Origin of the sequence: Micromonospora sp. II (genome assembly GCF_001709195.1) — a bacterium.
GTDB lineage: Bacteria > Actinomycetota > Actinomycetes > Mycobacteriales > Micromonosporaceae > Micromonospora > Micromonospora chalcea.
In genome coordinates this window covers 1-25561 of record NZ_LYXF01000078.1, presented here as the reverse complement: position 1 = coordinate 25561, position 25561 = coordinate 1, and the positions used below count along the sequence as shown (strand labels likewise).

Genomic DNA, 25561 nt, shown 5'->3' with positions numbered 1-25561 from the left:
GAGCGACGCATCCGATCCGGCGCGGTCGCGCGGGCGGCGGCATGAACGCCCCCGCTCCCGGCGCCGGGCCCGCGGTCCTGGTCACCGGCGGGTCGAGCGGGCTCGGCGCGGCGGTGGTCGCCGCGGTGGCCCGCTCCGGTGGACGCCCGCTGGTGCTGGACCGGCAGCGTCCCGCCGACGGTGTGCCCTGGGCCGAGTGCGACCTGGCCGACACCCGAGCCGCCGAGGCCGCCACGCGCGATCTCGCGGAACGCTCCGGCGGGCTGGACGCCGTGGTCACCGCCGCCGGCATGGACGTGCCGGGGAAGCTGGCCGACATCCCGGCGGAGACCTGGGAACGGATCGTCACTGTGGACCTGCTCGCCACGGCCGCGGTGATCCGGGCCGCGCTGCCCTGGCTGGAGGCGTCCCGCGGCAACATCGTCACGGTGGCCTCGACGCTGGGCGTGAAGGCGGTGAGCGACGCGACGGCGTACTGCGCGGCGAAGTTCGGGGTGGTGGGCTTCACCCGGGCGCTCGCCGCCGAGCTGGCCGGCACTGTGGGCGTGACGCTGCTGATCCCGGGCGGGATGCGGACCGCGTTCTTCGACGAGCGGGACGCGCAGTACCGCCCCGGCCCGGACGCGGTGCTCAACGAGCCGTCCGACACCGCCGCCGCGGTCATGTTCGCACTCTCCCAGCCGGCCGGCTGCGCGGTACGCGAGATGGTGGTGTGCGCCGCGCAGGAGTCCTCGTACCCGTGATCCTGGTGCTGCGGGCGCTCGGCGTCGGCGACCTGGTCACCGCCGTGCCGGCGTTGCGTGGCCTGCGCGCCGGCCTGCCGGGCCGGGAACTGGTGCTCGCCGCGCCGGACTGGCTGGCGCCGCTGGCGGAGCTGACCGGGGCGGTCGACCGGGTACTGCCCACCACCGGACCGGACCGGATCGCGTGGACCGGACCGCCGCCGGAGGTGGCGGTCAACCTGCACGGCCGGGGGCCGCAGTCGCACCGGGCGCTGGCCGCCGTACGCCCCGGCCGGCTGCTCGCCCACCGCAACCCGGACGCCGGGCACCCGGACGGCCCGGCCTGGGACGACGACGAGCACGAGGTGCGCCGCTGGTGCCGCCTGCTGCACGCGTACGGCCTGCCGGCCGACCCGGGAGACCTCGCGCTGCGCCGTCCGGCGGCGGGCGGCGTACCGGCCGGGTTGACGCTGCTGCACCCGGGCAGCAAGATCCCGGCGAAGCGCTGGCCGGCGCGGCGGTTCGCCGGGCTGGCCCGGGAGCTGACCGCGCGCGGTCACCGGGTGGCGGTGACCGGATCTGCCGGCGAGCGGGCGCTGGCCGAGCGGGTCGCCCGCGACGGGGGGCTGCCGCCGGAGGCGGTGCTGGCCGGCCGGACCGGGCTGGCCGAGCTGGCCGCGCTCGTCGCGGGCGCGCGGCTGGTGGTCAGCGGGGACACCGGCGTGGCGCACCTGGCCACCGGCTACGGCACCGCCTCGGTGGTGCTGTTCGGGCCGGTGCCGGCGGCGCACTGGGGGCCACCGGCGGACCGGCCTCGCCACCGCGCCCTCGGTGCGATCGAGCCCACGCACGTCAACCCGGATTCGACCGGGTCACGCGGGGTAGGAAGCCACCCGACATTGAATGCCATCGGGATCGACGAGGTGGTGGCCGCGGTGGCCGACGTGGAACGGGTATCCGGTGCGGTTGCGGCGTAGCGATCCGGGCCGGCCGGGGTACGCGCGCCGGCGACGCGGCAAGGGCTGGCTGTTCCTCGACCCGGCCGGCGAGCCGGTGCGCGACGCCGGGGAGCTGGCCCGGCTGCGCGAGCTGGTCATCCCGCCCGCCTGGCAGGACGTGTGGATCTCGCCGTACCCGAACGGTCACATCCAGGCCACCGGCATCGACGCGGCGGGCCGCAAGCAGTACCTCTACCACCCGGGCTGGCGGCGCAAGCGCGACGAGGCGAAGTTCGACCACGTGCTGGAGGTGGCCCACCGGCTGCCCGCGCTACGGGACCGGGTCACGCAGGACCTGGCGCTGCGCGGCCTGCGCCGGGAGCGGGTGCTCGCCACCGTCGCCCGGCTGCTCGACATGGGCGCCTTCCGGGTCGGCAGCGACCAGTACGCCACCGGCGACGACCCGACCTTCGGGGTGGCCACGCTGCGCCCCGAGCACACCCGCTCCCGGGGCGGGTGCGTGGTCTTCGAGTTCCCCGCCAAGGGCGGCATCGAGCAGGTCCGCCGGATCGAAGACGCGGAGCTGTGCCGGGTGCTGCTCAACCTGCGCCGGCGGCGGCGGGCCCAGGAGCGGCTGTTCGGCTACTGGGACGGCCGGTCCTGGCGCGACGTGCGCAGCGACGAGGTGAACGACTACCTGCGCGACGCCAGCGGCGGGGAGATGACCGCGAAGGACTTCCGTACCTGGCACGCCACCGTGCTGGCGGCGGCCGAGCTGGCGACAGTGGGTCCGCAGCGCTCCGCCACCGCCCGCAGGCGGGCGGTGGCCGGGGTGATGCGGTCGGTGGCCGAGTTGCTCGGCAACACCCCGACGGTGGCGCGGGCCTCCTACGTGGACCCGCGGGTGGTCGACCTCTACCACGACGGGGTGCTGGCGCCGGTGCAGCCGGAGATGCCGCGCGAGGCGGTGGAGAAGTCGGTGCTGGCGCTGCTGGAGGAGGAGGCCGGCTGACCGGCCCCGTCGGTCCTGGGGGGAAGCGCGACGGGGCCGGAAACCTCGTCCGGCGCGGATGCGGGGAGACCGCCACCGGGGCGGCCGCCCGCGGCCGGGCCGCCGCGGACGCCACGCCACGGCCCCCCGATACCAGTGGGCCGCCGCTGGGAGCGGTCTCAGCCCTGCGTTCAGTATGTCCGCGCCGAGTTGACTGCGGATGCCGTGGTGTTGACGATCCGTGCCGGTTCCAGATGACGGGCCCGGAATGCCTGCGGTGTCTCCGCGTGCGCGGCCCGGAAGGCGCGGCTGAAGTGTGCCTTGTCCCGGAAGCCCCAGCGGGCGGCGATGAGCTGGATCGAGCGGTCGCTCAGCGCCGGGTCGGCGAGGTCGCGCCGGCACCGGGCCAGCCGCTCGTCCCTGATGTACGCCGCGACGGTGGTCTCCTCGTCCTCGAAGAGCCGGTGCAGCGAGCGCACCGAGATGTGGTGCGCGTCGGCGATCCGGCCCGGGTCCAGCGAGGCGTCCCCGAGGTGCTGTTCCACGTACGAGCGCACCTGGGCGAGCAGGGCGCGCCGCCGGATCTCGGTGGGGACCGCCTCCTCGGAGACCAGGTTGCGGCCGAGCAGCGTGGCGACCAGGTCCAGGCCGATCCCGCCCAGCCGCTCGGCGTCGGCGGCGTGGTACTGCTCGGGGTGCGCGGTGATCCGGACGAGGAAGTCGGCGAGCAGGCCGCCGACGCCCTCGGAGCCGGACATCCGCCCGGCGAACAGGGGAGCGAGACGGCGGCGCGGCAGCGGCAGCGCGTCGTACGGCATCAGGGCCACGATCGAGCGGGCGTACGCGGGCCCGGCCGGGTCGGCGTGGTGGCTGACCTCGTGCGGGCGGGAGCAGTCGTAGAAGGTGAGGTCGCCGGGGCGGCAGCAGGCCCGCTGCCCCGCCTGGTCGGCCTGGCTGGTCCCGGTGAGCGTGAGCGCGAGCAGGTAGTAGTCCGGGTCGGAGCGCTGGATCAGCTTCGAGGTGCGGACGCAGTCCACCGACGGGTAGCGGTAGCGGATGAGCCGCATCCGGCCCAGCTCGACGAACTCGGCCCGCGCGACGAAGTCGTCGGCGTGCGCGGTGTGCACCCGCAGTGGCGTCGGGGTGCTGGCCATCATGTCCAGCCACATGCCGAAGCGCTCGCGTGGTGGCAGATCCTCCGTGTCGAGCACCTGCCGGCGCAGCTTCCCGTCCATCAACCGACCCCCGTGGTTCGTCACACCTGCTAGAACCAGGACGCCCCACGGGGCCGAAAAGCGACACCCGTGGGGCCGTGACGTCCGTCATTGACGGACCGGGGAGCCTTCTGTTAGCAGTCCGTTCAGTCGTTCAGCACCTGGGCCAGCCGGTCCCGGAACCGCCGCTCCGAGTCGGTCACCGTGTCGCCGCCGAGGCCCAGGATGCCGCCGGTGGAGGCCGCGCCCACCACCTGCTCGGCGATGTCCACCAGCCAGTGCCGGTACGCCCCGGCCTGACCCTCGTCCACCCGGGCGGCGAGCAGGGCGGCGGCCTGGCCGGCCCGGGCCAGCACGTCCTCGATCATCGCCTTCGGGTCCTCCGGCGTGAGCACCGGAAGCTCCGCGCCGGTCTCCGGGTCGCCGACCCGGTCGACGATCTCGCCGGCCACCGCCGCGACGAGCGGGCTCGCCGACTCGCGGCCGGCGGCGATGGTCTGCAGCCCGGCGGCGTTCTCGGCCATGGTGCGGCGGGTGCCGTCGGACTCGGCGGCGGCCGCCGCGGTGAGCACCGACTGCGGCAGCCCCACCAGCAGCCCCCACTCCTCGTCGGAGACGCCGAACCGGGTGTACGCCGGCTGCTCGATCACGATCAGGCCCCTTTCGCCGTGGTCGTCGTTCGTCGACGGGCGCCGCCGCGGCGCCCGGGTCAGGCTAGTCGAGTTCCAGCAGTCCCTGTTCGGACACCACGGGCACGGAGAGCGTCTTGTAACCGACCTCGTCGAAGAGCACAGTCATCCGGTCCTCCTCGTAGCTGAGCACCAGGCCGGCGCCCCACTCCGGGTGGCGCACCTGGCTGTGCACGGGGAACGGCCCGACCGCGCCGTCTCCGGCCACGCTGGTGCCGGCGTGGCAGTTGTCGCAGTGCCCGCAGACCTCGTGCATCTGCTCGCCGAAGTACGCCAGCAGGGCCTGGCCCCGGCACCCGGTGGTCTCGGCGAACGCGCGTATCATGTCGGTACGCGACCGGGTCACCGTCTGCTGCCGTTCCGCCTCGGCCAGCGCGGCCCGGCCGGACTCGGCGGCCGCCGGGGCGTACCGGGGCGCGCCGATGCGCTGCCGGGCGCGTGGCTCGGCGGCGCCGACCTGCTCCAGCAGGGACAGGTACTGGCCCAGTTTGCGCGGGCCGAGCCCGGTCAGCTCGCGCAGCTCCTTGCGGTTGCGGGCCTTGCCGCGCAGCACCGCGGCCAGCTCGGTCAGCTCCTTTTCGTCCGGCAGCCCGCCGCTGAAGTAGCGCTGCAGGCCGACGTCCTCGGCGCGCCACAGCAGCAGCACCCGGGCCGGTGAGCCGTCGCGCCCGGCGCGGCCGATCTCCTGGAAGTAGCTGTCCGGCGAGTCGGGCAGCGCCATGTGCACCACCCAGGCGATGTTCGGCTTGTCGATGCCCATGCCGAACGCCGACGTGGCCACCATGATCGGCACCCGGTCGGCGAGGAACGCCTCGTGCAGCTCGTGCCGGGCCGCGGTGGGCATGCCGCCGTGGTAGAACTCGGCCGGGAAACCGGCGCCGGTGAGCCGCTCGGCCAGCTCCTCGGCCGCGCGCCGGGTCGGCACGTAGATGATGCCGGGCCGCTCGTCGTCGCGCAGCAGCGCGATCAGCCGCCGCCACCGGTAGTCGTCGGTGGGGCAGTGGGCCACCTCGAGGAAGAGGTTGGGCCGGTCCAGCCCGGAGACCACCACCTCGGGCTCGCGCAGCCGCAGCCGGGCGATGATGTCGTCGCGTACCGGCGGGGAGGCGGTGGCGGTGAGCGCCACCACCGGCGGGCGGCCCAGGCCGTCGATCAGGTGGCCCAGCGCCAGGTAGTCCGGGCGGAAGTCGTGGCCCCACGCCGAGATGCAGTGCGCCTCGTCGATCGCCACCAGCGCCGGCTTCAGCTCCCGGACCTCGGCGAGCCGGTCCGGGTTGCTCAGCGCCTCCGGCGTGATGAACAGGAACTCCGCCCGCCCGGCCCGGATGTCCTCGATCGCCTCGGCCTGCTGGGCGGCGCTCTCGTCCGAACTGATCCGCACCGCGCGCAGCTCCGGACGCTGCCGTTCGTTGAGCGCGGCGATCTGGTCCTGCTGCAACGCCAGCAGCGGGGAGATCACCACCGTGGGGCCGGGGATCAGGCTGGCCGGGATCTGGTAGATCGCCGACTTGCCGGCGCCGGTGGGCAGCACCACCAGCGCGTCGCGGCGCTTCATCACGGCGCGCATGGCGGCGAGCTGGTTGGGCCGCAGCGCGGTCCAGCCGAACAGGTTCCGTGCCGCCCGGCGCAGGCTGGAGGAGTGAGTGGTCAGTTTCATCAAGCGCCTCAGCTACCCCCGGCGATCCCGCGCGAAACCGCCTGCGCCGCTCACCCGCCCGGTGCGGATCAGCGGCGGAACATGGCGCGGATGGCGATCAGCAGGAACAGGCCGCCGACGATCAGGCCGAGCAGCCGTACGCCGGGGATGTCGGCGGCGCTGGTGGCGTCGGCGAGCGGCAGGGCGGACATGTGGGAACTCTCCCACGGGAGGTCGCGGGACGCCACCGCCTAACAGTAAGGATTGTTGACTATTTAGCTGCGCGGTGTGACCATGTCAGCACCCGCCGGCCCCGGCGGGTCCGTGGGGGAGACGGGGGTACGACAGCACATGAGCGAGCGGACCGAGGGATCGACCGGAGATCTGGCGGCGCTCGCCGCCGCCGTCCTGCAACCGGGGTTCGTCGGCACCACGCCGCCGCCGTGGGTGTGCCGCTGGCTCGGCGAAGGGCTCGGCTCGGTCGTCCTGTTCGCCCGCAACGTCGTCGACCACGAGCAGGTCGCCACGCTCACCGCGAACCTGCGGGCCGAGCGGCCGGACGTCATCGTGGCGATCGACGAGGAGGCCGGCGACGTCACCCGGATCGAGTCCGCCCGGGGCAGCTCCCGGCCCGGCAACTACGCGCTCGGCGCGATCGACGACCCGGCGCTGACCGAGGAGGTCGCCCGCGACCTCGGCGCCGAACTGGCAGCCGTCGGCGTCACTCTGGACTACGCCCCGGACGCCGACGTCAACTCCAACCCGGCCAACCCGGTGATCGGGGTGCGCGCGTTCGGCGCCGACCCGGACCTGGTCGCCCGGCACACCGCCGCCTGGGTACGCGGCCTGCAGTCCGGCGGCGTCGCCGCCTGCGCCAAGCACTTCCCCGGACACGGCGACACCCGGGTCGACTCGCACCACGACCTGCCCCGCATCGGCGGCGACCGGGCCCGCCTCGACGCGGTCGAGCTGGCCCCGTTCCGGGCCGCCGTGGCCGCCGGGGCGCAGGCGGTGATGACCGGCCACCTGCTGGTGCCGGCGCTGGACCCGGAGCTGCCCGCCACGCTCAGCCCGCGCGTGCTGGGCGGGCTGCTGCGCGAGGAGATGGGCTTCGGCGGCGTGGTGGTCACCGACGCGGTGGAGATGCGGGCGGTGGCCGACCGGTACGGCTTCACCGGCGCCGCGGTACGCGCGCTCGTGGCCGGCGCGGACGCGATCTGCGTGGGCGGGGAACGGGCCACCGAGGCCGACGCCCGCGAGCTGCGCGACGCGATCGTCGCCGCGGTGATCAGCGGCCAGCTGCCCGAGGAGCGGCTCGCCGAGGCGGCCAAGCGCGTCGGTCAGCTCGCCGCCTGGAGCGTCGCCGCCCGCGCCCGCCGGGTCGCCGGCACGCCACCGGCCGACGGCTCACCGATCGGGCTGGCCGCCGCCCGCCGGGCGGTCCGGGTCAGCGGCGATGCCGCGCTGCTGCCGCTGGCCGGGCCGGCGCACGTGGTGGAGTTCGCGCCGCCGCGCAACATCGCCATCGGCGAGGAGACGCCGTGGGGGATCGCCGCGCCCCTGGCCAGCCTGGCGCCGGGCACCACGACCGCCCGCTACGCCGCCGACGCCGTACCGGCCGACCCGGGCGACCTGCCGGCCGGACGGCCGCTCGTGCTGGTGGTGCGGGACCTGCACCGGCACGACTGGATGCGGGACGCGGTGCGCCGGGCGCTCGCCGCGCGCCCGGACGCGGTGGTGGTCGAACTGGGCGTGCCCGAGCTGGTCACCGGCGCGGTGCACCTGGCCACCCACGGCGCCACCGCCGCCGCGGCCCGCGCCGCCGCCGAGGTGCTCAGCGGCGCCCGCTGACTCCCGGGCCGGCCGGGCGGGGAGGTCCCCCGGCCGGCCCGGGCCTCACGCCGGGTCGGCCACCAGGTCGGCGTACTCGGGGTGACGCTTGACGAACGCGGCCACGAACGGGCAGCTCGGCACGATCCGGCCGCCCCGGGCGCGGACCTCGTCCAGCGCGCCCCGGACCAGCGCCGCGCCGACGCCCTGACCCTGGAACCGGTCGTCGACCTCGGTGTGCGTGAAGACCAGCACCCCGTCGCCGGGGGTGTACGCGGCGAACCCGGCCAGCGCGTCGTCCACCAGGATCTCGAAGCGACGCTTGGCGGGGTTGTCCTCGACCTGAAAGCTCACCGGGCCATTCTCCCTCCGGGGCCGGCCAGCCGGTCCAGTTCGGTCAGCAGCCGGTCCACCTCCTCGACCGTGTTGTAGTGGTAGACGCTGGCCCGGACCGCGCCGCCGTCGGCGCGCAGGCCCATCGTGCGGAAGTACTCGTAGGCGTAGTAGTCGCCGTGCGACAGGCACAGCCCCGCCTCGCCCAGCGCCGCCGCCGTCTGCTCCGGGGCCAGGCCGGCCACCCGGAACGACACCGTCGGGCAGCGCCGGGCCGGTGCGCCGTAGACGGTCACGAACGACCGGCCGGTCAGCCCGGCGAGCAGCCGCTCGAAGACCGCCTCCTCGTGCGCCTGCGCGGCGGCCAGCCCGGCGCGTACCCGCTCCCGCCGGTCGCCGGTCGCGGCCGGATCCAGGCCGGCCAGGTGGTCCACCGCGGCGGTGACCCCGGCCAGCAGCGGGAAGCTCGGCGTGCCGTACTCGAACCGGTCCGGCACCGAATCGGCGGAGGGAAGCAGCTTCGCCGGGCGCAGCGCCTCCCAGCGCGCCGGGTCGGCCACCATCGCCGCGAGGTGCGGCCCGGACCACTTGTACGCGCTGGTCACCAGGAAGTCCGCGCCGAGCGAGGCCAGATCGGTCGGGCCGTGCGGCACCGAGTGCACGCCGTCCACGCACACCAGCGCGCCGGCCGCGTGCGCGGTCTTGGCGATCGCCGCCACGTCCGGCACGGTGCCGATCGCGTTGCTGCCGGCGGTCACCGCGACCAGCCGGGTCCGCTCGGTGACCAGGTCGGCGTACTGGCCGGCGGGCAGCTCGCCGCTCACCGGGTCGAACTCGGTCCAGCGCACGGTGGCGCCGGCCGCCTGCGCGGCCTGCACCCAGGGCCGGACGTTCGCGTCGTGGTCCAGCCGGGACACCACCACCTCGTCGCCCGGCCGCCAGCCGGCGCCGAGCGTGCGGGCCAGGGTGTACGTCAGCGCGGTCGCGCTCGGACCGAGCACCACGCCCGACGGCTGCGCGCCGAGCAGGTCGGCGACCGCCGCCCGCGCCCCGGCGACCAGCTCCAGCGCCCGGCGGCCGGGTACGAAAGCGGCGCTGCGGTTGCCGGTGGCGGCGCGCATGGCGCCGGTCACCGCCTCGATCACGCCGGCCGCGGTCTGGGTGCCCCCGGCGCCGTCGAAGTGGGCGAATCCCTCGGCCAGGGCGGGGTAGGCGGCCCGGACCCGGGCGACGTCGAAAGCCATTCCGGCACCCTAGCGCGCACCCCGGACGCCCCGCCCGGCGTGCCGTCGCGGGCCCCGGGCGCGACGGCGCGCTGGCGCAGTCCGCCTATCCTTGGGCGGGTGACGATCCGACGCGCCACCTCCGCCCCCGCCCGCCGTGCCGCCGGTCTGCTCGCCGGTCTCGCCCTCGGCGCCGCGCTGCTCGCCGGATGCAGCTCCGAAGGCGCCGAGACCGACTGCGGCCTCGACGCCTGCACGATCACCTTCGACCGCGGCGTGGAGGCCAGCGCCCGGATCCTCGGCGTCGAGGCGAAGCTGGTCGGCGCCCAGGGCGACCAGGTCACCGTCGAGGTGGCCGGGGAACAGCTCTCCCTGACCGTGGGCCAGCAGGCCACCGAGGTCGCCGGCTTCCAGGTCAGCCTGGACAGCGTCACCGAGCAGCAGGTGGTGCTGCGGGTCGCCCGCGACCTCGCCGGCTGATCCGTTTCGGCCGCTCCCGGCGGGCGCGGACGTTTGGAAAATCGCCCGCCGGGAGATTGAGGGCTCATGTCTCTCACCCGGAATGCCGGAGCCACCGCCGCCCAGGCTCGAAACAGCCGGTGGCTCGAACTGTTGACCCGTGGCGGCTTCATCGGATACGGAATCGTGCACCTTCTCCTCGCCTGGCTGGCGCTGCAGATCGCCTTCGGCAAGTCCGGCGAGGAGGGGAACCAGAACGGCGCGCTGCGCACCCTCGGTGAACAGCCGCTCGGGAAGTTCCTCCTGATCGCGATGGCGGTCGGCCTGTTCGCCATGGCGATCTGGCAGGCCTTCGAGGCGATCTCCGGCCACGTCTCCCGGACCGGCAAGGAACGCACGTTCGAACGGATCGCCTCGGCGGTCCGGGTCGTCGTGTTCGTCTGGCTGGGCTGGACCGCGATCAAGGTCTTCCAGGACGCCAGCGCCAACGCCTCGGACCAGCAGCAGCAGTTCTCCGAGAAGCTGATGGCCTCCGACGGCGGCCGGTGGCTGGTCGGGCTGGCCGGACTTGCGCTCGCCGCGCTCGGCGTCGGCATGGTGATCTACGGCCTGAAGAAGAAGTTCGAGCGCAACCTCAAGACCGGCGAGATGAGCCCGAAGACCCGCCAGCTCACCCGCCGTCTCGGCATGGCCGGGTACGCCTCCCGGGGCACCGTGTTCGCCATCGCCGGCGTGCTGGTCGTGGTCGCCGCGGTCAACTACGACCCGGAGAAGGCGCGTGGCCTGGACGCCGCGCTGCGGACGCTGCGCGACCAGTCGTACGGGCCGTGGCTGCTGGCGCTCATGGCGCTGGGCATCGCCGCGTTCGGCGTCTACTGCTTCTTCCAGTCCCGGTACCGCAAGGTCTGATCCTGGTCGATACCCGGGCCGCCGGGCACCATTGGGCCTTTGCGCCCGATTCCGCCCGGTCGGAGGGAGAGAGAGTTCGTGCAGAGTTACGTCGTGACCATCGCCGCCGCGCTCGCCGCGGCGGCGATCGCGTTGGTGCTGGCCCAGGTGGTGCACCGGGTCACCCGCCGGCTGGGCCGCCGCTCGCTGCTGATGACCGAGCTGACCGAGCACGCGCACCGCGCGTTCCAGGTGGCCGCCACAGTGGTCGCGGTGCAGATCGCGGTGCGGTTCACCACCCTGTACGCGGTCGGCAGCCCGTGGCGGCAGTTCGTCCTGCACACGCTCGTGCTGGCGATGATCGCCGCCACCGCCTGGCTGGTGGCCTCGCTGCTGGTGGTGGCGGAGGACACCGCGCTGGCCCGGTTCCGGGTGGACGTGCCGAACAACCGGCACGCCCGCCGGGTGCGTACCCAGGTGGTGCTGCTGCGCCGGCTGACCATCGCGGTGATCGTGATCCTCACCGTCGGCGTCATGCTGATGACGTTCCCGGCCGTACGCGGCGTCGGCGCGGGTGTGCTGACCTCCGCCGGTGTGATCGCCGCGGTCGCCGCGCTGGCCGCGCAGAGCCTGCTCGGCAACGTCTTCGCCGGTCTCCAGCTCGCGTTCAGCGACGCGGTGCGGCTCGACGACGTGGTGGTGGTCGAGGGCGAGTGGGGCCGGATCGAGGAGCTGACGCTCAGCTACGTGGTGGTGCAGGTCTGGGACGACCGCCGCCTGATCCTGCCCACCTCGTACTTCACCAGCCGGCCGTTCCAGAACTGGACCCGGACCGAGGCGGCGGTGCTCGGCACCGCCGAGTTCGACCTGGACTGGGCCATCCCGGTGCAGGCGATGCGGGAGGAGCTGCGCCGCCTGTGCGAGGGCACCGAGCTGTGGGACGGGCGGGTCTGCGTGCTCCAGGTGACCGACGCGACCGGCGGCATGGTCAAGGTCCGCGCGCTGGTCAGCGCCGCCGACGCGGGCAGCCTGTGGGACCTGCGCTGCCTGGTCCGTGAGCACCTGGTGACCTGGGTACGCGACCAGCGCCCCACCGCCCTGCCCCGGCTGCGCGCCGAGGTGGGCGACGCCACCGGCCCCCTGCCCTGGCAGGCGGCGCAGCCGCGCCGCCCGGTCCGCCGCCCGGCCGGCACCGAGGCGCCCGACGACGCGCGGGTCTTCGGCGGCAGCGACGACGGCGAGGCGCGCAGCGAGGTGTTCGTGGGCCGCGAGGACCACGCCGAGGCGCGTCGCTGACCCCGTACCCCCGATCGGGGACCCCGGCTGCCCACGGCGCCGGGGGTTCCCGCGTTCGGGCGGCTTTCCGGCCGGACGGGTTTGGCCGGACGGTTGCGGGGGACGTGGTGCGCACGCCCCGGATCCGGCGCTCACGGCGCCGGGTTCCGGCGGCGCGCGGCCGGGCGGACCGGCCGCGCCGCGCAGGATTGACGGGCGGCGACTCCGGGCATACAGCGCGGTGATGACGAAAGGAGGACAGCATGGCTGACGTCGCGAGTCGCAGCACGTCCCGGACCGGGAACGAGCCGTCCACCGCGGAACTGGTCCAGCGCGCCACCGAGCAGGTCACCCGTCTGGTACGGGACGAGCTGGCGCTGGCCCGGGCGGAACTGACCCAGAAGGGCAAGCACGCCGGGATCGGGATCGGTCTGTTCGGCGGCGGCGGGGTGATGGCGCTCTACGGCGCCGGCGCCCTGGTCGCCACCGTGATCCTGCTGCTGGCGCTGGTCATGCCGGCGTGGCTGGCGGCCCTGATCGTGGCGGTGGCGTTGTTCCTGCTCGCCGGGATCCTGGCGCTCGTGGGCAAGAAGCAGGTCAGCCGTGCCGTCCCGCCGGTGCCCGAGGCGGCCGTCCGTAGCGTGCGGGCGGACGTCGACACGGTCACCGCCGCGGTGAAGGACGGGAGACGGGCATGACCGGCAACGGAACCGGGGACGTGGCGGCGCTCCGGGAGGAGATCCGCCGGACCCGGGTGGAACTCGGTGAGACGATGGAGCTGCTCGCGGCCAGGGCCGACCCGAAGGCGTTGGTGCGGCACTCCGCCGAGGCGGCGAAGGCGCGGATGCGCGAGCAGGCGTCGCTGACCGCGGCCCGGGTGCGCGGGCGGGCGGCGGAGCGGGCCCGGCTGGTCCGGGCGCAGGCGTACGAGAAGGGTGAGGCGGTCGGGCGTAACCCGTTGCCGTGGGCGGCCGTCGCGGCCGGGGCCCTGGTGACGGTGGTGGTGCTGGCGATCGTCCGAGGGAGGCGCAGGTGAGCGGGAAGATCGGCAAGGCGGCGTACAAACCGGTGGGGGTGCTGCTCGGCCTGGCCGCCGGTACCGTCGCCGGCGTGATCTTCCGCCAGGTCTGGAAGTTGACAGCGGGCGACGGCGAGGCGCCGAGCGCCACCGACGAGGACCGCCGCTGGGGCGAGGTGCTCGCCGCCGCGGCGCTGCAGGGCGCCATCTTCTCGGTGGTGCGGGCCGCCGTCGACCGAGGTGGAGCGGTGGGCGTGCGCCGGTTGACCGGTCGCTGGCCGGACTGACGAAAGGCCGGAAAGGCCCCTTTCCCGAGCGCGGGAAAGGGGCCTTTCGCATGGCTCCGGCGGGGCCGCGCAGCGGCGTCGGCGCGACCTTCAGGTCACATGTCGGAGAATTTCGTCCGCTAGGCTGTGCGAAGTTTTTGCGTACGTGGTTTGCTGTCTCACGCTGTTGAGAGACGCGTGGGTTGAGAGAAGTCTCCGGTACTGGGGGCCGCCTCAGGCGCCGCTGCTCGAAAACGGCCAATCGGCCGCACGGCGTGCTCGGCCGCCAGTTTTAGAAGGAGATACACATGGCGCAGGGAACCGTGAAGTGGTTCAACGCTGACAAGGGCTTCGGCTTCATCACCGTCGACGGCGGGGGTGCTGACGTGTTCGTCCACTTCTCGGCCATCCAGACCAGCGGCTACCGCACGCTGGAGGAGAACCAGCGGGTGGAGTTCGAGATCGCCCAGGGTCAGAAGGGTCCGCAGGCCGAGCAGGTCCGCCCCATCTGAGCTGACCGCACCGGCCGCGCCGGCCGGTGCCGGAAGCCCCGCATCCCGTACGGGAGGCGGGGCTTCGCCTTGCCCGGCGCCTCAGCGGCGGGCACGCATGCCCCACCACAGCCCGACGAGTCCGATCAGGATCAGCACCGCGCCCACGTACGCCCAGAGCCGCTCGTCGCTCAGCGCGCTGCCCTCGACATACCCGAGCCCGAGCACCGTCCACAGCGCACCCAGCACCACGGCGAGCAGCCCCACTGTGAGCCGGAACCAGCCCCTCATCGTTCCCCCTCCGACGACGACAGTTCCGCTCCAGCATGCCCGGCGGCGCGGGCGGCCGGCGACGCCGCGCCGACCGGCCGGCTCACCACCGGTCGTGCACCTGCGGGCGGATCAGCTCGTCGTAGGCGGCCCGCACCGCGGCCAGCTCCACGTCGGTCAGTGCCGGCTGGCCGGCTGCCTCCGCGTTGCGCCGCGCCTGCTCGGGGGAGCGGGCGCCGGGGATCACCACCGTCACGCCCGGCTGGTCGAGGATCCAGCGCAGCGCGAACTGCGCCATCGTGCGGTCGTCGCCGACCAGCGGGGCGAGCCGGCGCACCGCGGCCAGGCCCAGGTCGTAGTCGACGCCGGAGAACGTCTCGCCGACGTCGAACGACTCACCGTGCCGGTTGAACGTGCGGTGGTCGTCCGCCGGGAACGTGGTGTTCTCGTCGTAGCGGCCGGAGAGCAGGCCGCTGGCCAGCGGCACCCGGGCGATGATCCCGACCCCGGCGGCAGCGGCGGCGGGCAGCACCTGCTCCAGCGGCTTGTGCCGGACCGCGTTGAGGATGATCTGCACGCTCGCCACCCCGGGCCGGGCGATGGCGGTGAGCGCCTGGTCGCAGGTCTCCACGCTGACGCCGTACCCGGCCACGCGCCCCTCGGCGACGAGCGTGTCGAGGGCGTCGAAGACCCGGTCGTCGGCGAAGACGGCGGTGGGCGGGCAGTGCAACTGCACCAGGTCGAGCGTGTCGACGCCGAGGTTGGCGCGGGACCTGTCGGTCCAGGCCCGGAAGTTGTCGAGTGTGTACGCCTCCGGCGTCTGCTCCACCCGTCGGCCCATCTTGGTGGCCACGGTGAGCCCGTGTCCGGGGCGGGAGCGCAGGAACCGGCCGATCAGCGCCTCGCTGCGGCCGTCGCCGTACACGTCGGCGGTGTCCAGGAAGGTGACGCCCGCGTCGACGGCCGCGGCGAGCACGGCGAGCGCCGCGTCCTCGCTGACCTCGCCCCAGTCCGCGCCGAGCTGCCACGCGCCGAGTCCGATGATGCCGACGTGCCGGCCGAGCCGGTCGAAGCTGCGCTGTTCCACCCGGTCGAGCCTAGTGAGCCGCTTGCCGTGGCGCGCGGCGGGCCGTACGGTCTAACAAGACGTACGTACGGTTTGGAGGCTGTCATGTGGGATCCGCGCACCTACCTGCGCTACGGCGACGAGCGCTCCCGGCCGTTCCACGACCTGCTGGCCCGGGTCGGCGCCGAGTACCCGCGTGCCGTGGTCGACCTCGGCTGCGGCCCCGGCACGCTCACCGCCACGCTCGCCGGCCGCTGGCCCGGCAGCCGGGTCACCGGCCTGGACTCCTCCCCGGAGATGATCGCCCGGGCGAGCGCCGAGAGTGGACCGGTCGGCTACGCCGTCGGCGACGTCCGCGACTGGCGGCCCGAGCCCGACGTCGACGTGCTGGTCGGCAACGCCGTGCTCCAGTGGGTGCCGGAGCACCGCGACCTGCTCCGCCGCTGGGCGCACGCACTGCCGGCGGGCGCCTGGATGGCGTTCCAGGTGCCGGGCAACTTCGACGCGCCGTCGCACCGGCTGCTGCGCTCCGTCGCCGCGCGGGAACCGTGGCGCGACGCGCTCGCCGGCAAGCTGCGCGAGGCGCCGGTCGACGAACCCGTCGGCTACGCCACGCTGCTGACCGGCGCGGGCTGCGCGGTCGACGCCTGGGAGACTACGTACGTGCATCTGCTGCCCGCCACCGGCGCCGACCACCCGGTGCTGGCCTGGATGGAGGGCACGGCGCTGCGCCCGGTCCGCGCCGCGCTGGACGCCGCCGGCTGGGCCGCCTTCCGCGCCGAGCTGGGGGTACGGCTCGCGCAGGCGTACCCGGTGCGGCAGGGTCAGGTGTACTTCCCGTTCCGCCGGATCTTCATGGTGGCCCGCACCGGCGCCCGCGCAGAGGAGAACTCGTGACCGACCTGCCCACCTTCATCGCCGGACTACCAAAGGTGGAGCTGCACGTGCACCACGTCGGCTCCGCCTCGCCCCGGATCGTCGCCGAGCTGGCCGCCCGGCACGAGGGGCGCAGCCCGGTGCCGGCCGACCCGGAGGCGCTCGCCGACTACTTCGCGTTCCGCGACTTCGCCCACTTCATCGAGGTCTACCTCAGCGTGGTGGACCTGATCCGCGACGCCGACGACGTCTGGCTGCTCACCCACGAGGTCGCCCGGGAACTGGCCCGCCAGCAGGTCCGGTACGCCGAGCTGACCGTCACGCCGTACTCGCACGTGAACCGGGGCATCCCGGCGCCGGCGTTCTGCGAGGCCATCGAGGACGCCCGCAAACGCGCCGAGGCCGACTTCGGCATCGCGCTGCGCTGGTGCTTCGACATCCCCGGCGAGGCCGGCCTGCCCGCCGCCGAGCAGACGCTGCGGATCGCGCTCGACGAACGACCCGACGGGCTGATCAGCTTCGGCCTCGGCGGCCCCGAGATCGGCGTGCCCCGGCCGCAGTTCAAGCCGTACTTCGACCAGGCGCGGGCGGCGGGGCTGCGCTCGGTGCCGCACGCCGGCGAGACCACCGGCCCGGAGACGATCTGGGACGCGCTGCGCGAACTGGGCGCCGAGCGGATCGGCCACGGCATCTCCGCCGTGCAGGACCCGGCGCTGCTGACCTACCTGGCCGAGCGGCGGATCTCGCTGGAGATCTCCCCGACCTCCAACGTGCGTACCCGGGCCGTGCCGAGCATCGACGCGCACCCGCTGCCCCGGATCGTCGAGGCCGGCGTGCCGGTCAGCATCAACTCCGACGACCCGCCGATGTTCGGCACCACGCTCAACGACGAGTACGCGGTGGCCGCCCGGCTGCTGCGACTCGGTCCGGACGGCGTCGCCGCGCTGGCCCGCGACGCGGTCGCCGCTGCGTTCCTGCCCCCGGCCGAGCAGGCCCGGATCAGCGCCGAGATCGACGCGTACCGGGCGAGCGCGGCACGCTGAGCGGCCGTACCGGCGTCGGCCGCCGCGAACCCCGGGGTGGCCGGCGCCGCGCGGTCAGCATCACCCCGGCCAGGGCCAGCGCGGACAGCGCGGCGGCCGGACCTGACGCGACAGCCGCCGGCCGGACCGGGCCGTGGGCGAGCACCGGGTCCTGCCAGAAGGCGAGCGTGAGGGCGATGCCCAGGCCGATCACGGCGGCCCAGCGGAGCAGACGGCCGACGGTCGGCGTCATGACGGTCACCTCGCCCGGAACGACGGGAGAGCGCGCGACGGGAGCGAGGTGTGGGGGGACCGAACTCCCGCCGCGCGCACCGATCCGTCGGCCGAAAGGTGTTACGGGGCGTCCCGGCCGACGGAACTGATGGGTTCTGTCGGTAATCCTGGCAGTTCACGGCGGTTTCCCGGCCGTCGTTAAACCACCTTTAAGGAGAACTTGCGCCGGCCCACAGTCAAGGCGTCAGCGCGGACGCGGCCAGCGCCGCCCGGCACGCGGCTCGCGGGCGTCCCGGGCCATCCGTCCGACCAGCCCGAACCGGTTCACCGGCCGGGGCGCCGCGTCCGGGTCGGCCAGCAACATGACCACGCTGGCCCCGCCCAGCCGGGCCCGGTCGATGCTCACCGAACCGTTGGCCTGCAACGCGACCCGCTTGGCGATGTCCAGCCCGAGCCCGGTGGAGCCCTGGTCGCTCTCGCCCCGGCGCAGCGCCCGGTCCGGGTTCGGGATGCCCGGCCCGGCGTCGTCGATCCGGATCGCCACCCAGCCGTCCCGGCGGCTCACCGCCACCTCGAACGCGGTGCCCTGCGGCGTGTACCGGAACACGTTGCCGATCACCGCGTCCAGCGCGGCGGCCAGCTCGGCGCGCGGCACCGGCGCCGGGATGCGCAACTGCGCTCCGACCACCCGGTGCGGGCGGTTCTGGTCTCCGGCCAGCGCCGACCAGAACACCATCCGGTCCCGCACCACCTCGCTGACGTCGCACGACGCCGGCGCCGACTCCTGGCTCACCGCCTTGCGGGTCGTCTTGATCAGCTGGTCGACCTCGCCCTCCAGCGTGACGATCGCCTGCCGGATACGCCGGATGCCACGCCGCCGGTCCAGCTCCGCCTCACTGAACGTGCCGATGCTCGTGTCGTCGGACTCCAGCGCCTCGGCGTCCAGCCGCAGCGCGGTCAACGGCGTCCGCAGCCGGTGCGACAGGTCGGCGACCAGCTCGTGCTCGTCGGCACGCAACGCGACCAGCCGTTCCGTCATCCGGTTGAACGCGTGCCCGGCCTCGGCCAGCTCGCGCGGTCCGGTCGGCTCGACCCGTACCCCCAGCTCGCCGTCACCCACCGCGAGCGCCGCCTTGACCAGGTCGCCGGTGGCGTCCACGGCCCGGGCCGCCACCCGGTCGACCACCACCACCGCCGCGCCGACCAGCGCCAGCGCAATCCCGAGCAGCAGCAGCCAGCGGCCCCCGCCCTCGTCGAGCGCCTCGTCGGGGACGAAGACCTCCACCACGGCGACCCGCTCGCCGAGCACCACCGGGTCCAGCCGCAGCACCCCGCCGTCCACCTCGGTCACCACCGAACGCCGCTGCGCGGCGGCGTCGGCGAGAGCTGCCGCGTCGGCCCGGCCGGCGGACTCGTCCGCCCCGATGCCGTGCACCACCGGGCGCAGCGCCGGGTCGTCGCCGGCCGCGGCGGCCACCGCCCGCTCGACAGCAGCGGTGTCGGTGCTCACCGCCAGGGCGCCGGTCACCAGCGCGGCGCGACGCGCGGCGTCGGCCAGTTCCGCCTCCCGGGCCCGGTCGGCGAGGGTGAGCCCGAGCGGGACGAGGAAGGCGAGCGCGATCAGGCCGCACATGCCGGCGGTGAGCCCGGCCAGCGTCAGCCTCAGTCCGGCGCCACCAGCCGGAAGCCGACCCCCCGCACGGTGCGCAGGTAGCGCGGCTTCGCCGCGGACTCGCCCATTTTGCGGCGGAGCCAGTACAGGTGCACGTCGATGGTCTGGTCCTCGCCGACCGATGGCTGCCGCCATACCTCCTCCAAGAGTTCCCGCCGGGACACTACCCGGCCGGGACGCGCCGCGAGATACGCCAGCAGGTCGAATTCCTTGCGGGTCAGCGCCAGCGGCTCCCCGTCCAGCACCGCGCTGCGCTCACCCACGTCGACCCGCAGGCCGCCGACCGTGTGCACGGCCGGCGCGACGGTACGGCTGGCCCGCCCGGCCCGCCGCAGCACAGTGGTGATCCGGGCGTCCAGGTGCGCGCCGGTGAACGGCTTGACCATGTAGTCGTCCGCCCCGGCGCGCAGCAGACGCACCACGGACTGCTCGTCGTCGCGGGCGGTGGCGATGATGATCGGCACGTCGGTGATGCCACGCAGCATGCGCAGCGCGTCCGAGCCGTCCAGGTCGGGCAGACCGAGATCGAGCACCACCAAATCCGGTGTCTCGGCGGCGACCCGGCGCAGCGCGTCGAGCGCGGTGCCGACGGCGTGCACCGCGTGCCCCCGGTCGGTGAGCGACCGCAGCATGGCGCCGCGCACGACGTGGTCGTCTTCGACCAGCAGGACGGTTGCCACGTCAGCACCGTACTCGTCGTGGCAAGCCGGTCGCGTTGCGGCGGTCCGGCGAAGCGGGCAAGCTGTGACGGCGATGACGTTCACGCTCTTCCCCGACACCCGCCTCACGCTCGCCCGCGACGCGCTGGCCGGCCTGTCGGTGGGCGACGCCCTCGGCTCCCAGTTCTTCGTTCCCGGCCGGCGCCCGGACGACCTCGCCGCCGGCCGGCTGCCCGCGCCGCCGTGGGAGTGGACCGACGACACCGAGATGGCCTGCTCGGTGGTGGCCGAACTGGCTGCCGGGGCACGGATCGACAGGGACCGGCTGGCGTTGGCGTTCGCGCAGCGCTGCGAGCCCTACCGGGGGTACGGGCCGGGCGCGGTGAGGGTGCTGCGGCTGATCCGTACCGGCACGCCGTGGCCGGTGGCCGCCGCGTCCGCGTTCGACGGGCAGGGCTCCTGCGGCAACGGCGCGGCCATGCGGGTCGCGCCCCTCGGCGCCTGGCACGCCGACTCCACCCGGCGCGCCGCCGAGCAGGCCCGGGCATCGGCCGAGGTGACCCACGCCCACCCGGAGGGCGTCGCCGGCGCGGTGGCGGTCGCTGTCGCCGCCTCGCTCGCCGCCCGCGCCCGCCTCGACGGCGGCCGGCCCGAGCCGGCCCGGCTGCTCAGCGCCGTCGCCGGGGCGCTCGACCCGGCCGGGGAGGTGCACCAGGGGGTACGCCGGGCCGCCACGCTGCTCGGTCGTCCCGCCGCCGAGGCGGCCGACGCGCTCGGCAACGGATCCCGGGTCACCGCGCAGGACACCGTGCCGTTCACGCTCTGGGTGGCGGCCACGCTGCTGCACGACTATCCCGCCGCGATCCGCGTCTGCGTGGAGGCGGGCGGCGACGTGGACACCACAGCCGCGATCGTGGGCGGGATCGTTGCCGCGTACACCGGGGTCGGCGGGCGCGGCGGCGTGCCGCAGGACTGGCTGACCGCGCGCGAGCCCCTTCCCGGCTGGGTCACCACCCCCGCCTGACCCGTCCCACCCGCACCCGCGCTCGCGGTCCGCCGCCGTAGGAGTCCGAGATCTTGGTACGGAACGGCCCTCCTGGGGCCGTTCCGTACCAAGATCTACTGTGGTCTCGCATCGGTGCTCCCGCTTGCTGGGCGGGCGGCGGTCAGGGGCGCGTGGAGGCGGTGCCGGCGGTGACGGGTTCGCCGGCTTCGGAGGTCGCGCTCTCGAGGGCCGCGTTGCCGACGCGGGGCACGCTGTCTTGGGTCGCGGTGGCGTCGGGAGGTGTGCGGCTGTCGGGGGCCGCGGTGGTGTCGTCGAGCGGCAGGGTCATGGCGTCGCGCCGGCGGCGGCTGAGCAGCCAGCCGATCGCCGCCCCGCCGGCCAGCCCGGCGAGCAGGCCGCCGCCGAGCAGCAGGTCCGCGCTCGGCCCGTCGTCGGCCGTGCCGGCCGTCGGCGCGCCGTTCGGGGCACCGTTCTGAGCACCGCCCTGCACCCCGCCCTGGGCTCCGCCCGCCGCGCCGTGACCGCCGTGCGCGCCGCCGTTCGCGCCGGGGTCGCCGTTGTGCGTCATGGTGCCCGGCAGCGGCGGCAGCAGGTCGACGGTCGGCGCCGGGTGCTTGCCGCCCGCCGGGTCGGCCCACTGCACGACGGTGCCGTCGGCGTACGTCTGGGTCACTGTGAACGTGAGCCGGTCGGTGGCGGGCATCGGACCCATGCCGAGCGGCAGCCGGGCCGCTCCGGCGCCGGTGCCGGGCACCCGCAGCCAGGTCACCGAATGGGTCACCTGGTTCAGTTCGGCCGCGTGCATGCCGGGGACCGGCTGGTCCAGGGTGCGGGTGGTGATGGTCGGCGCCCAGTCCGGCACCGACAGCGGGTACACCTCGCCGATCGGGGCGTCCGGGGGCATGGTCAGTTCGATCTTCGTGGTGCGGGTGCCGGGGCGGTCCGCCGGCACCACCACAGACAGCTGGATCGCGTCGCCCTGGCGTACCTCGGCGGGTGAGGTCGTGACCGTCACCCCGGCCGCGCTCGCCGCGCCCGGCCAGCTCACCGCTCCGGCGAGCGCGGCGGCCAGCAGCGCCGCCGCCCACCGGCCCTGACGAATCATCCTCATCGTGGCCCCCATCCATCTCGACCGGGGCCGGTCCGGCTCCGGCCCCACCTGGTAGTTCGGGCGGCGGGGCGAAAAGGTTCAACGCGGGCCGAACTCGTTGCCGGCGGGCAGCGGCGTCGGCGACGGCACGCCTCGGGGCGACCGATAGCATCGCAGGGGCCGGTCACCGGCCCGATCCGTACCGTCGACGACTAGGAGTCACCGTGTCCGCACCCCGTACCCCCGTCGTGGCCGACCCCGTCGTCGTCGCCGCCGGGACCACGGCGGCCGACGCGGTGGCCGCGGCCGGCCTGCCGATGAGCGGGCCGAAGGCGATCGTGGTGGTCCGCGATCCGCAGGGCCAGCTGCGCGACCTGGACTGGCGTCCGGCCGAGGAGGTCGCGGTCGAGCCGGTCGCGCTGGACAGCCCGGACGGGCTGAACGTGCTGCGCCACTCCACCGCGCACGTGCTGGCCCAGGCGGTGCAGGACGTCTTCCCGGAGGCGAAGCTCGGCATCGGCCCGCCGATCGAGAACGGCTTCTACTACGACTTCGGCGTCGACAAGCCGTTCCAGCCGGACGACCTGGCCAAGCTCGAGAAGCGCATGCAGGAGATCGTCAAGTCCGGCCAGCGGTTCCGCCGCCGCCGGTTCGCCGACCTGGACGAGGCGCGGTCCGAGCTGGCCGCCGAGCCGTTCAAGCTGGAGCTGATCGAGGTCAAGGGGGAGGGGCTGGACTCCTCCGAGGTGATGGAGGTGGGCGGCGGCGAGCTGACCATCTACGACAACCTCGCTGCGAACGAGGACAAGGTCTGCTGGTCGGACCTGTGCCGCGGCCCGCACCTGCCGAACACCCGGCTGATCGGCGCGTTCAAGCTGATGCGCTCGGCCGCCGCGTACTGGCGCGGGTCGGAGAAGAACCCGCAGCTGCAGCGCGTGTACGGCACCGCGTGGCCGACCCGCGACGAGCTCAAGGCGTACCTGAAGCTCCTGGAGGAGGCCGCCCGCCGCGACCACCGCAAGCTCGGGGCGGACCTCGACCTGTTCAGCTTCCCCGACGAGATCGGCTCCGGCCTGCCGGTCTTCCACCCCAAGGGCGGCGTGCTCAAGCGGGTGATGGAGGACTACGTCCGGGCGCGGCACGTCGAGGAGGGCTTCGACTACGTCGGGACGCCGCACATCTCCAAGGAAGGGCTCTTCCACACGTCGGGACACCTGCCCTACTACAAGGACACGATGTTCCCGCCGATGGAGATGGAGGGCAGCGACTACTACCTCAAGGCCATGAACTGCCCGATGCACAACCTGATCTACCGGTCGCGCGGGCGGTCCTACCGGCAGCTGCCGCTGCGGCTGTTCGAGTTCGGCACGGTCTACCGGTACGAGAAGTCGGGCGTCATCCACGGCCTGACCCGGGTGCGCGGATTCACCCAGGACGACTCGCACTCCTACTGCACGAAGGAGCAGGCGCCGGCCGAGATCAAGCACCTGCTCGGCTTCGTGCTCAGCCTGCTGCGCGACTTCGGCATCGACGACTTCTACCTGGAGCTGTCGACCCGCGACGACTCGAAGCCGGACAAGTTCGTCGGGTCCGACGAGGACTGGGCGACCGCCACCGCCGTGCTGGAGCAGTGCGCGCTGGAGACCGGGCTGGAGCTGGTGCCGGACCCGGGCGGCGCGGCGTTCTACGGCCCGAAGATCTCCGTGCAGGCCAAGGACGCCATCGGCCGGACCTGGCAGATGTCGACGATTCAGTACGACTTCAACCAGCCGAAGGGCTTCGGGCTGGAGTACCAGGCGGCCGACGGCACCCGGCAGCAGCCGGTGATGATCCACTGCGCCAAGTTCGGGTCGATCGAGCGGTTCATCGGCGTGCTCACCGAGCACTACGCGGGCGCGTTCCCGGCCTGGCTGGCGCCGGTGCAGGTGGTCGGCATCCCGATCCGCGAGGAGCACGGCGACTACCTGGTCGACTTCGCCGCGACGCTGCGCCGGCATGGCGTCCGGGCCGAGGTGGACCTGGGCGACGACCGGATGCAGAAGAAGATCCGCAACGCGCAGCAGCAGAAGATCCCGTTCATGGTGATCGCCGGGGACGACGACGTGGCCGCGGGCACCGTCTCGTTCCGCTACCGGGACGGCTCGCAGCGCAACGGCGTGCCGATCGACGAGGCGGTCGCGCACGTGCGCGAGGTGGTGGAGTCGCGCACCAACGCCGGTCCTGCCGCCGAGCGGGCCGGATCGTAGGATCGCCGGTGTGACAGGGGCGGAGCGGGACACCGGGTACGGCGGCGACAACGGTCTGGCGGACGGGCTGGACCGGCTCTGGACGCCGCACCGGATGACCTACATCTCCGGCGAGGACCGGCCCGAGGGCGGGTACGAGAAGCCGGCCGGCTGCCCGTTCTGCCTCGCGCCCGGGCTGCCGGCCGAGGAGTCCCTGGTGGTGGCCCGGGGCGAGCACGTCTTCGCGGTGCTCAACCTCTACCCGTACAACCCCGGGCACCTGCTGGTCTGCCCCTACCGGCACGTGGCCGACTACACCGAGCTGGACGAGCCGGAGACGGTCGAGCTGGCCGCGTTCACCAAGGCCGCCATGCGGGTGGTCCGGCACGTCTCCAGCGCGCACGGCTTCAACCTGGGCATGAACCAGGGTGGCGTGGCGGGCGCGGGCATCGCCGCGCACCTGCACCAGCACGTGGTGCCGCGCTGGGGCGGCGACGCCAACTTCATGCCGGTGATCGGCCGGACGAAGGTGCTGCCGCAACTGCTCGCCGACACCCGGGAGCTGCTCGCCAAGGCGTGGGCGGCGGCCTGACGCCGGCCCGTTCCGACAGTACGATCTTGCGCATGGCTCTCCTGCACCGCGCGGAACTGCGCCCCTCGAAACTGGAGCTGCTCGTACCCTGGCTGCCCGGCCGGTCCTGGTTCGCCGGGGAGGCGGGCGCGGAGGTCAGCCGCGTCGCGGCGTACCGGTTCGACGATCCGGCCGGTGAGGTGGGCGTCGAGACGCTTCTCGTGCGCGCCGGTGACGGCCCGGTGCTCCAGGTGCCGCTGACCTACCGGGGCGCGCCGCTGGCCGGGGCGGACGACTTCTTCGTGGGTCTCGTCGAGCACTCGGTGCTCGGCCGCCGCTGGGTGTACGACGCCTGCGGCGACCCGGTGTACCCGCCGCTGCTTGCTGCCGCAGTGCTCGCCGACGCCGGCCAGGCCGAGGAGTATTTCGAGGTCGACGGCAAGCGTGAGATGCGGCCGGCGAGCATGACGCTGACCGGGAGCCGGACCGGCCGCCCGGTGCCGACCGGTCCGGCTTCGACTGGTTCGGTGTCGGCTGGTTCGGTTTCGACCGGTTCGGTTTCGACCGGCTCGGGTGACGGCGGCGTGACGGTGGTCCGGGTGGGGGACGTCGAGCTTGCGGTGGTCCGGCGGCCCGTACCGGCCGAGGTGCCGGGCTCCGGTGGGCTCACCGGCTCCTGGCCGGGCCAGGACGAGCCGGTGCTGCTGGTCTACGCGCGCTGACGGCTCGCCGGGCGGCGGCGTTCCTCCGCAGAGCCGGATCGGGAGGGATGACCTCGAACCGATATACCTCAGAGGCATATTTATGGGTCTTGTGACGTGTCTGTGGGTGGTTGGGCGCGTCGTTGATGGCGCACGCCGTTGTCCTGCCTAGGTTCTGGCTTGTCGAAGGTCAGAA

The 25561-nt window shown here is 74.3% G+C and carries 29 protein-coding genes; 17 read left to right on the top strand and 12 right to left on the bottom strand.

Annotation, left to right across the window (positions count from 1 at the left end):
- The first annotated feature begins 41 nt into the window (after positions 1 to 41).
- The 3 genes from A8711_RS28550 to A8711_RS28540 are packed head-to-tail and all read left to right on the top strand — an operon-like array spanning position 42 to position 2672.
- Positions 42 to 743, top strand: coding sequence for an SDR family oxidoreductase (locus A8711_RS28550; protein ID WP_043325024.1), 702 nt, complete (start codon positions 42 to 44; stop codon positions 741 to 743).
- The gene (locus A8711_RS28545) at positions 740 to 1699 is read left to right on the top strand and encodes a glycosyltransferase family 9 protein (protein ID WP_069089899.1); all 960 of its coding nucleotides are present in this window, start codon (positions 740 to 742) and stop codon (positions 1697 to 1699) included. The genes A8711_RS28550 and A8711_RS28545 overlap by 4 nt, the downstream gene beginning before the upstream one ends.
- On the top strand, positions 1683 to 2672 hold the full coding sequence (locus A8711_RS28540) for a DNA topoisomerase IB (RefSeq protein WP_069089898.1): 990 nt from the start codon (positions 1683 to 1685) through the stop codon (positions 2670 to 2672). The genes A8711_RS28545 and A8711_RS28540 overlap by 17 nt, the downstream gene beginning before the upstream one ends.
- Positions 2673 to 2842: 170 nt before the next feature.
- On the opposite strand, the gene A8711_RS28535 is transcribed toward A8711_RS28540, so the two are convergent.
- The 4 genes from A8711_RS28535 to A8711_RS33000 all read right to left on the bottom strand — a co-directional run bounded on the left by A8711_RS28535 (position 2843) and on the right by A8711_RS33000 (position 6402).
- Positions 2843 to 3886: a helix-turn-helix domain-containing protein gene (locus tag A8711_RS28535; protein ID WP_043325022.1), complete on the bottom strand. Its 1044-nt coding sequence runs from the start codon at positions 3884 to 3886 to the stop codon at positions 2843 to 2845.
- Between the two features lie 125 nt (positions 3887 to 4011).
- A complete protein-coding gene (locus A8711_RS28530; protein ID WP_064448748.1) occupies positions 4012 to 4515 on the bottom strand; it encodes a hypothetical protein in 504 nt (167 codons plus the stop codon).
- Positions 4516 to 4579: 64 nt separating this feature from the next.
- Complete coding sequence (locus A8711_RS28525) at positions 4580 to 6211, bottom strand: ATP-dependent DNA helicase RecQ (protein ID WP_069089897.1); 1632 nt, start codon at positions 6209 to 6211, stop codon at positions 4580 to 4582.
- 68 nt (positions 6212 to 6279) lie between these two features.
- Entirely contained in the window at positions 6280 to 6402 is a 123-nt protein-coding gene (locus A8711_RS33000; protein ID WP_255358596.1) for a hypothetical protein, read from the bottom strand.
- 139 nt (positions 6403 to 6541) lie between these two features.
- On the opposite strand from A8711_RS33000, the gene A8711_RS28520 reads away from it, so the two are divergent.
- Positions 6542 to 8041 carry a glycoside hydrolase family 3 protein gene (locus tag A8711_RS28520; protein WP_069089896.1) on the top strand — a complete coding sequence of 500 codons (1500 nt, stop codon included), beginning with the start codon at positions 6542 to 6544 and terminating at the stop codon, positions 8039 to 8041.
- A gap of 45 nt (positions 8042 to 8086) precedes the next feature.
- Here the strand turns inward: A8711_RS28520 and A8711_RS28515 are convergent, their stop codons facing one another.
- Together A8711_RS28515 and A8711_RS28510 are read right to left on the bottom strand one after the other, a co-directional pair.
- Positions 8087 to 8374, bottom strand: coding sequence for a GNAT family N-acetyltransferase (locus A8711_RS28515; protein ID WP_064448745.1), 288 nt, complete (start codon positions 8372 to 8374; stop codon positions 8087 to 8089).
- The gene (locus A8711_RS28510; protein ID WP_069089895.1) at positions 8371 to 9597 is read right to left on the bottom strand and encodes a cysteine desulfurase-like protein; all 1227 of its coding nucleotides are present in this window, start codon (positions 9595 to 9597) and stop codon (positions 8371 to 8373) included. The genes A8711_RS28515 and A8711_RS28510 overlap by 4 nt, the downstream gene beginning before the upstream one ends.
- Positions 9598 to 9696: 99 nt before the next feature.
- On the opposite strand from A8711_RS28510, the gene A8711_RS28505 reads away from it, so the two are divergent.
- The 7 genes from A8711_RS28505 to A8711_RS28475 all read left to right on the top strand — a co-directional run bounded on the left by A8711_RS28505 (position 9697) and on the right by A8711_RS28475 (position 13994).
- Positions 9697 to 10056, top strand: coding sequence for a hypothetical protein (locus tag A8711_RS28505; protein ID WP_043325017.1), 360 nt, complete (start codon positions 9697 to 9699; stop codon positions 10054 to 10056).
- Positions 10057 to 10122: 66 nt separating this feature from the next.
- On the top strand, positions 10123 to 10944 hold the full coding sequence (locus A8711_RS28500) for a DUF1206 domain-containing protein (protein ID WP_043325016.1): 822 nt from the start codon (positions 10123 to 10125) through the stop codon (positions 10942 to 10944).
- Positions 10945 to 11022: 78 nt separating this feature from the next.
- Positions 11023 to 12219: a mechanosensitive ion channel family protein gene (locus A8711_RS28495; RefSeq protein ID WP_043325015.1), complete on the top strand. Its 1197-nt coding sequence runs from the start codon at positions 11023 to 11025 to the stop codon at positions 12217 to 12219.
- A 242-nt stretch (positions 12220 to 12461) separates the two neighbouring features.
- Positions 12462 to 12896 carry a phage holin family protein gene (locus tag A8711_RS28490; protein WP_043325014.1) on the top strand — a complete coding sequence of 145 codons (435 nt, stop codon included), beginning with the start codon at positions 12462 to 12464 and terminating at the stop codon, positions 12894 to 12896.
- On the top strand, positions 12893 to 13234 hold the full coding sequence (locus tag A8711_RS28485; protein ID WP_043325013.1) for a DUF3618 domain-containing protein: 342 nt from the start codon (positions 12893 to 12895) through the stop codon (positions 13232 to 13234). The genes A8711_RS28490 and A8711_RS28485 overlap by 4 nt, the downstream gene beginning before the upstream one ends.
- On the top strand, positions 13231 to 13503 hold the full coding sequence (locus tag A8711_RS28480) for a DUF4235 domain-containing protein (RefSeq protein WP_043325012.1): 273 nt from the start codon (positions 13231 to 13233) through the stop codon (positions 13501 to 13503). Before A8711_RS28485 ends, A8711_RS28480 begins: the two co-directional genes overlap by 4 nt.
- 287 nt (positions 13504 to 13790) lie before the next feature.
- Positions 13791 to 13994 (top strand): cold-shock protein, encoded by a 204-nt coding sequence (locus tag A8711_RS28475; RefSeq protein ID WP_007075740.1) that lies wholly within the window; start codon positions 13791 to 13793, stop codon positions 13992 to 13994.
- An 81-nt stretch (positions 13995 to 14075) separates the two neighbouring features.
- Here A8711_RS28475 and A8711_RS28470 read toward each other — a convergent pair whose 3' ends face one another.
- Complete coding sequence (locus tag A8711_RS28470; RefSeq protein ID WP_043325011.1) at positions 14076 to 14264, bottom strand: hypothetical protein; 189 nt, start codon at positions 14262 to 14264, stop codon at positions 14076 to 14078.
- 82 nt (positions 14265 to 14346) lie between these two features.
- A complete protein-coding gene (locus tag A8711_RS28465) occupies positions 14347 to 15330 on the bottom strand; it encodes an aldo/keto reductase (protein ID WP_064448742.1) in 984 nt (327 codons plus the stop codon).
- A gap of 84 nt (positions 15331 to 15414) precedes the next feature.
- Here A8711_RS28465 and A8711_RS28460 point away from each other — a divergent pair, with 84 nt between their 5' ends.
- Both A8711_RS28460 and A8711_RS28455 read left to right on the top strand, forming a co-directional pair.
- Entirely contained in the window at positions 15415 to 16206 is a 792-nt protein-coding gene (locus tag A8711_RS28460) for a trans-aconitate 2-methyltransferase (RefSeq protein WP_069089894.1), read from the top strand.
- Positions 16203 to 17228, top strand: coding sequence for an adenosine deaminase (locus A8711_RS28455; RefSeq protein WP_069089893.1), 1026 nt, complete (start codon positions 16203 to 16205; stop codon positions 17226 to 17228). The genes A8711_RS28460 and A8711_RS28455 overlap by 4 nt, the downstream gene beginning before the upstream one ends.
- On the opposite strand, the gene A8711_RS28450 is transcribed toward A8711_RS28455, so the two are convergent.
- The 3 genes from A8711_RS28450 to A8711_RS28440 all read right to left on the bottom strand — a co-directional run bounded on the left by A8711_RS28450 (position 17185) and on the right by A8711_RS28440 (position 19793).
- Complete coding sequence (locus A8711_RS28450) at positions 17185 to 17460, bottom strand: hypothetical protein (RefSeq protein WP_113973165.1); 276 nt, start codon at positions 17458 to 17460, stop codon at positions 17185 to 17187. The two genes, A8711_RS28455 and A8711_RS28450, sit on opposite strands and share 44 nt — an antisense overlap.
- Positions 17461 to 17685: 225 nt before the next feature.
- Positions 17686 to 19074: a HAMP domain-containing sensor histidine kinase gene (locus A8711_RS28445; RefSeq protein WP_176722905.1), complete on the bottom strand. Its 1389-nt coding sequence runs from the start codon at positions 19072 to 19074 to the stop codon at positions 17686 to 17688.
- Between the two features lie 29 nt (positions 19075 to 19103).
- The gene (locus tag A8711_RS28440) at positions 19104 to 19793 is read right to left on the bottom strand and encodes a response regulator transcription factor (protein WP_064448739.1); all 690 of its coding nucleotides are present in this window, start codon (positions 19791 to 19793) and stop codon (positions 19104 to 19106) included.
- A 73-nt stretch (positions 19794 to 19866) separates the two neighbouring features.
- Here A8711_RS28440 and A8711_RS28435 point away from each other — a divergent pair, with 73 nt between their 5' ends.
- Positions 19867 to 20796, top strand: coding sequence for an ADP-ribosylglycohydrolase family protein (locus tag A8711_RS28435; RefSeq protein WP_069090024.1), 930 nt, complete (start codon positions 19867 to 19869; stop codon positions 20794 to 20796).
- Between the two features lie 142 nt (positions 20797 to 20938).
- On the opposite strand, the gene A8711_RS28430 is transcribed toward A8711_RS28435, so the two are convergent.
- Entirely contained in the window at positions 20939 to 21889 is a 951-nt protein-coding gene (locus tag A8711_RS28430) for a DUF1775 domain-containing protein (RefSeq protein ID WP_069089892.1), read from the bottom strand.
- Positions 21890 to 22092: 203 nt separating this feature from the next.
- Here A8711_RS28430 and thrS point away from each other — a divergent pair, with 203 nt between their 5' ends.
- The 3 genes from thrS to A8711_RS28415 are packed head-to-tail and all read left to right on the top strand — an operon-like array spanning position 22093 to position 25386.
- The gene (gene thrS, locus A8711_RS28425) at positions 22093 to 24114 is read left to right on the top strand and encodes a threonine--tRNA ligase (RefSeq protein ID WP_043325007.1); all 2022 of its coding nucleotides are present in this window, start codon (positions 22093 to 22095) and stop codon (positions 24112 to 24114) included.
- 10 nt (positions 24115 to 24124) lie between these two features.
- Entirely contained in the window at positions 24125 to 24685 is a 561-nt protein-coding gene (locus A8711_RS28420; protein ID WP_043325006.1) for an HIT domain-containing protein, read from the top strand.
- A 32-nt stretch (positions 24686 to 24717) separates the two neighbouring features.
- Positions 24718 to 25386, top strand: a complete 669-nt coding sequence (locus tag A8711_RS28415) for a hypothetical protein (protein WP_069090023.1) — start codon at positions 24718 to 24720, stop codon at positions 25384 to 25386.
- Positions 25387 to 25561: the final 175 nt, after the last annotated feature.

Bases quoted from the DNA above. Each gene is read 5' to 3' on its own strand.
- A8711_RS28435 (WP_069090024.1), top strand. From the start codon at position 19,867: ATGACGTTCACGCTCTTCCCCGACACCCGCCTCACGCTCGCCCGCGAC.
- A8711_RS28475 (WP_007075740.1), top strand. From the start codon at position 13,791: ATGGCGCAGGGAACCGTGAAGTGGTTCAACGCTGACAAGGGCTTCGGC.
- A8711_RS28510 (WP_069089895.1), bottom strand. From the start codon at position 9,597: ATGGCTTTCGACGTCGCCCGGGTCCGGGCCGCCTACCCCGCCCTGGCC.
- A8711_RS28415 (WP_069090023.1), top strand. From the start codon at position 24,718: ATGGCTCTCCTGCACCGCGCGGAACTGCGCCCCTCGAAACTGGAGCTG.
- A8711_RS28500 (WP_043325016.1), top strand. From the start codon at position 10,123: ATGTCTCTCACCCGGAATGCCGGAGCCACCGCCGCCCAGGCTCGAAAC.
- A8711_RS28460 (WP_069089894.1), top strand. From the start codon at position 15,415: ATGTGGGATCCGCGCACCTACCTGCGCTACGGCGACGAGCGCTCCCGG.
- A8711_RS28485 (WP_043325013.1), top strand. From the start codon at position 12,893: ATGACCGGCAACGGAACCGGGGACGTGGCGGCGCTCCGGGAGGAGATC.
- A8711_RS28525 (WP_069089897.1), bottom strand. From the start codon at position 6,211: ATGAAACTGACCACTCACTCCTCCAGCCTGCGCCGGGCGGCACGGAAC.
- A8711_RS33000 (WP_255358596.1), bottom strand. From the start codon at position 6,402: ATGTCCGCCCTGCCGCTCGCCGACGCCACCAGCGCCGCCGACATCCCC.
- A8711_RS28445 (WP_176722905.1), bottom strand. From the start codon at position 19,074: ATGTGCGGCCTGATCGCGCTCGCCTTCCTCGTCCCGCTCGGGCTCACC.
- A8711_RS28535 (WP_043325022.1), bottom strand. From the start codon at position 3,886: ATGGACGGGAAGCTGCGCCGGCAGGTGCTCGACACGGAGGATCTGCCA.
- A8711_RS28490 (WP_043325014.1), top strand. From the start codon at position 12,462: ATGGCTGACGTCGCGAGTCGCAGCACGTCCCGGACCGGGAACGAGCCG.
- A8711_RS28470 (WP_043325011.1), bottom strand. From the start codon at position 14,264: ATGAGGGGCTGGTTCCGGCTCACAGTGGGGCTGCTCGCCGTGGTGCTG.
- A8711_RS28520 (WP_069089896.1), top strand. From the start codon at position 6,542: ATGAGCGAGCGGACCGAGGGATCGACCGGAGATCTGGCGGCGCTCGCC.
- A8711_RS28550 (WP_043325024.1), top strand. From the start codon at position 42: ATGAACGCCCCCGCTCCCGGCGCCGGGCCCGCGGTCCTGGTCACCGGC.
- A8711_RS28450 (WP_113973165.1), bottom strand. From the start codon at position 17,460: ATGACGCCGACCGTCGGCCGTCTGCTCCGCTGGGCCGCCGTGATCGGC.
- A8711_RS28430 (WP_069089892.1), bottom strand. From the start codon at position 21,889: ATGAGGATGATTCGTCAGGGCCGGTGGGCGGCGGCGCTGCTGGCCGCC.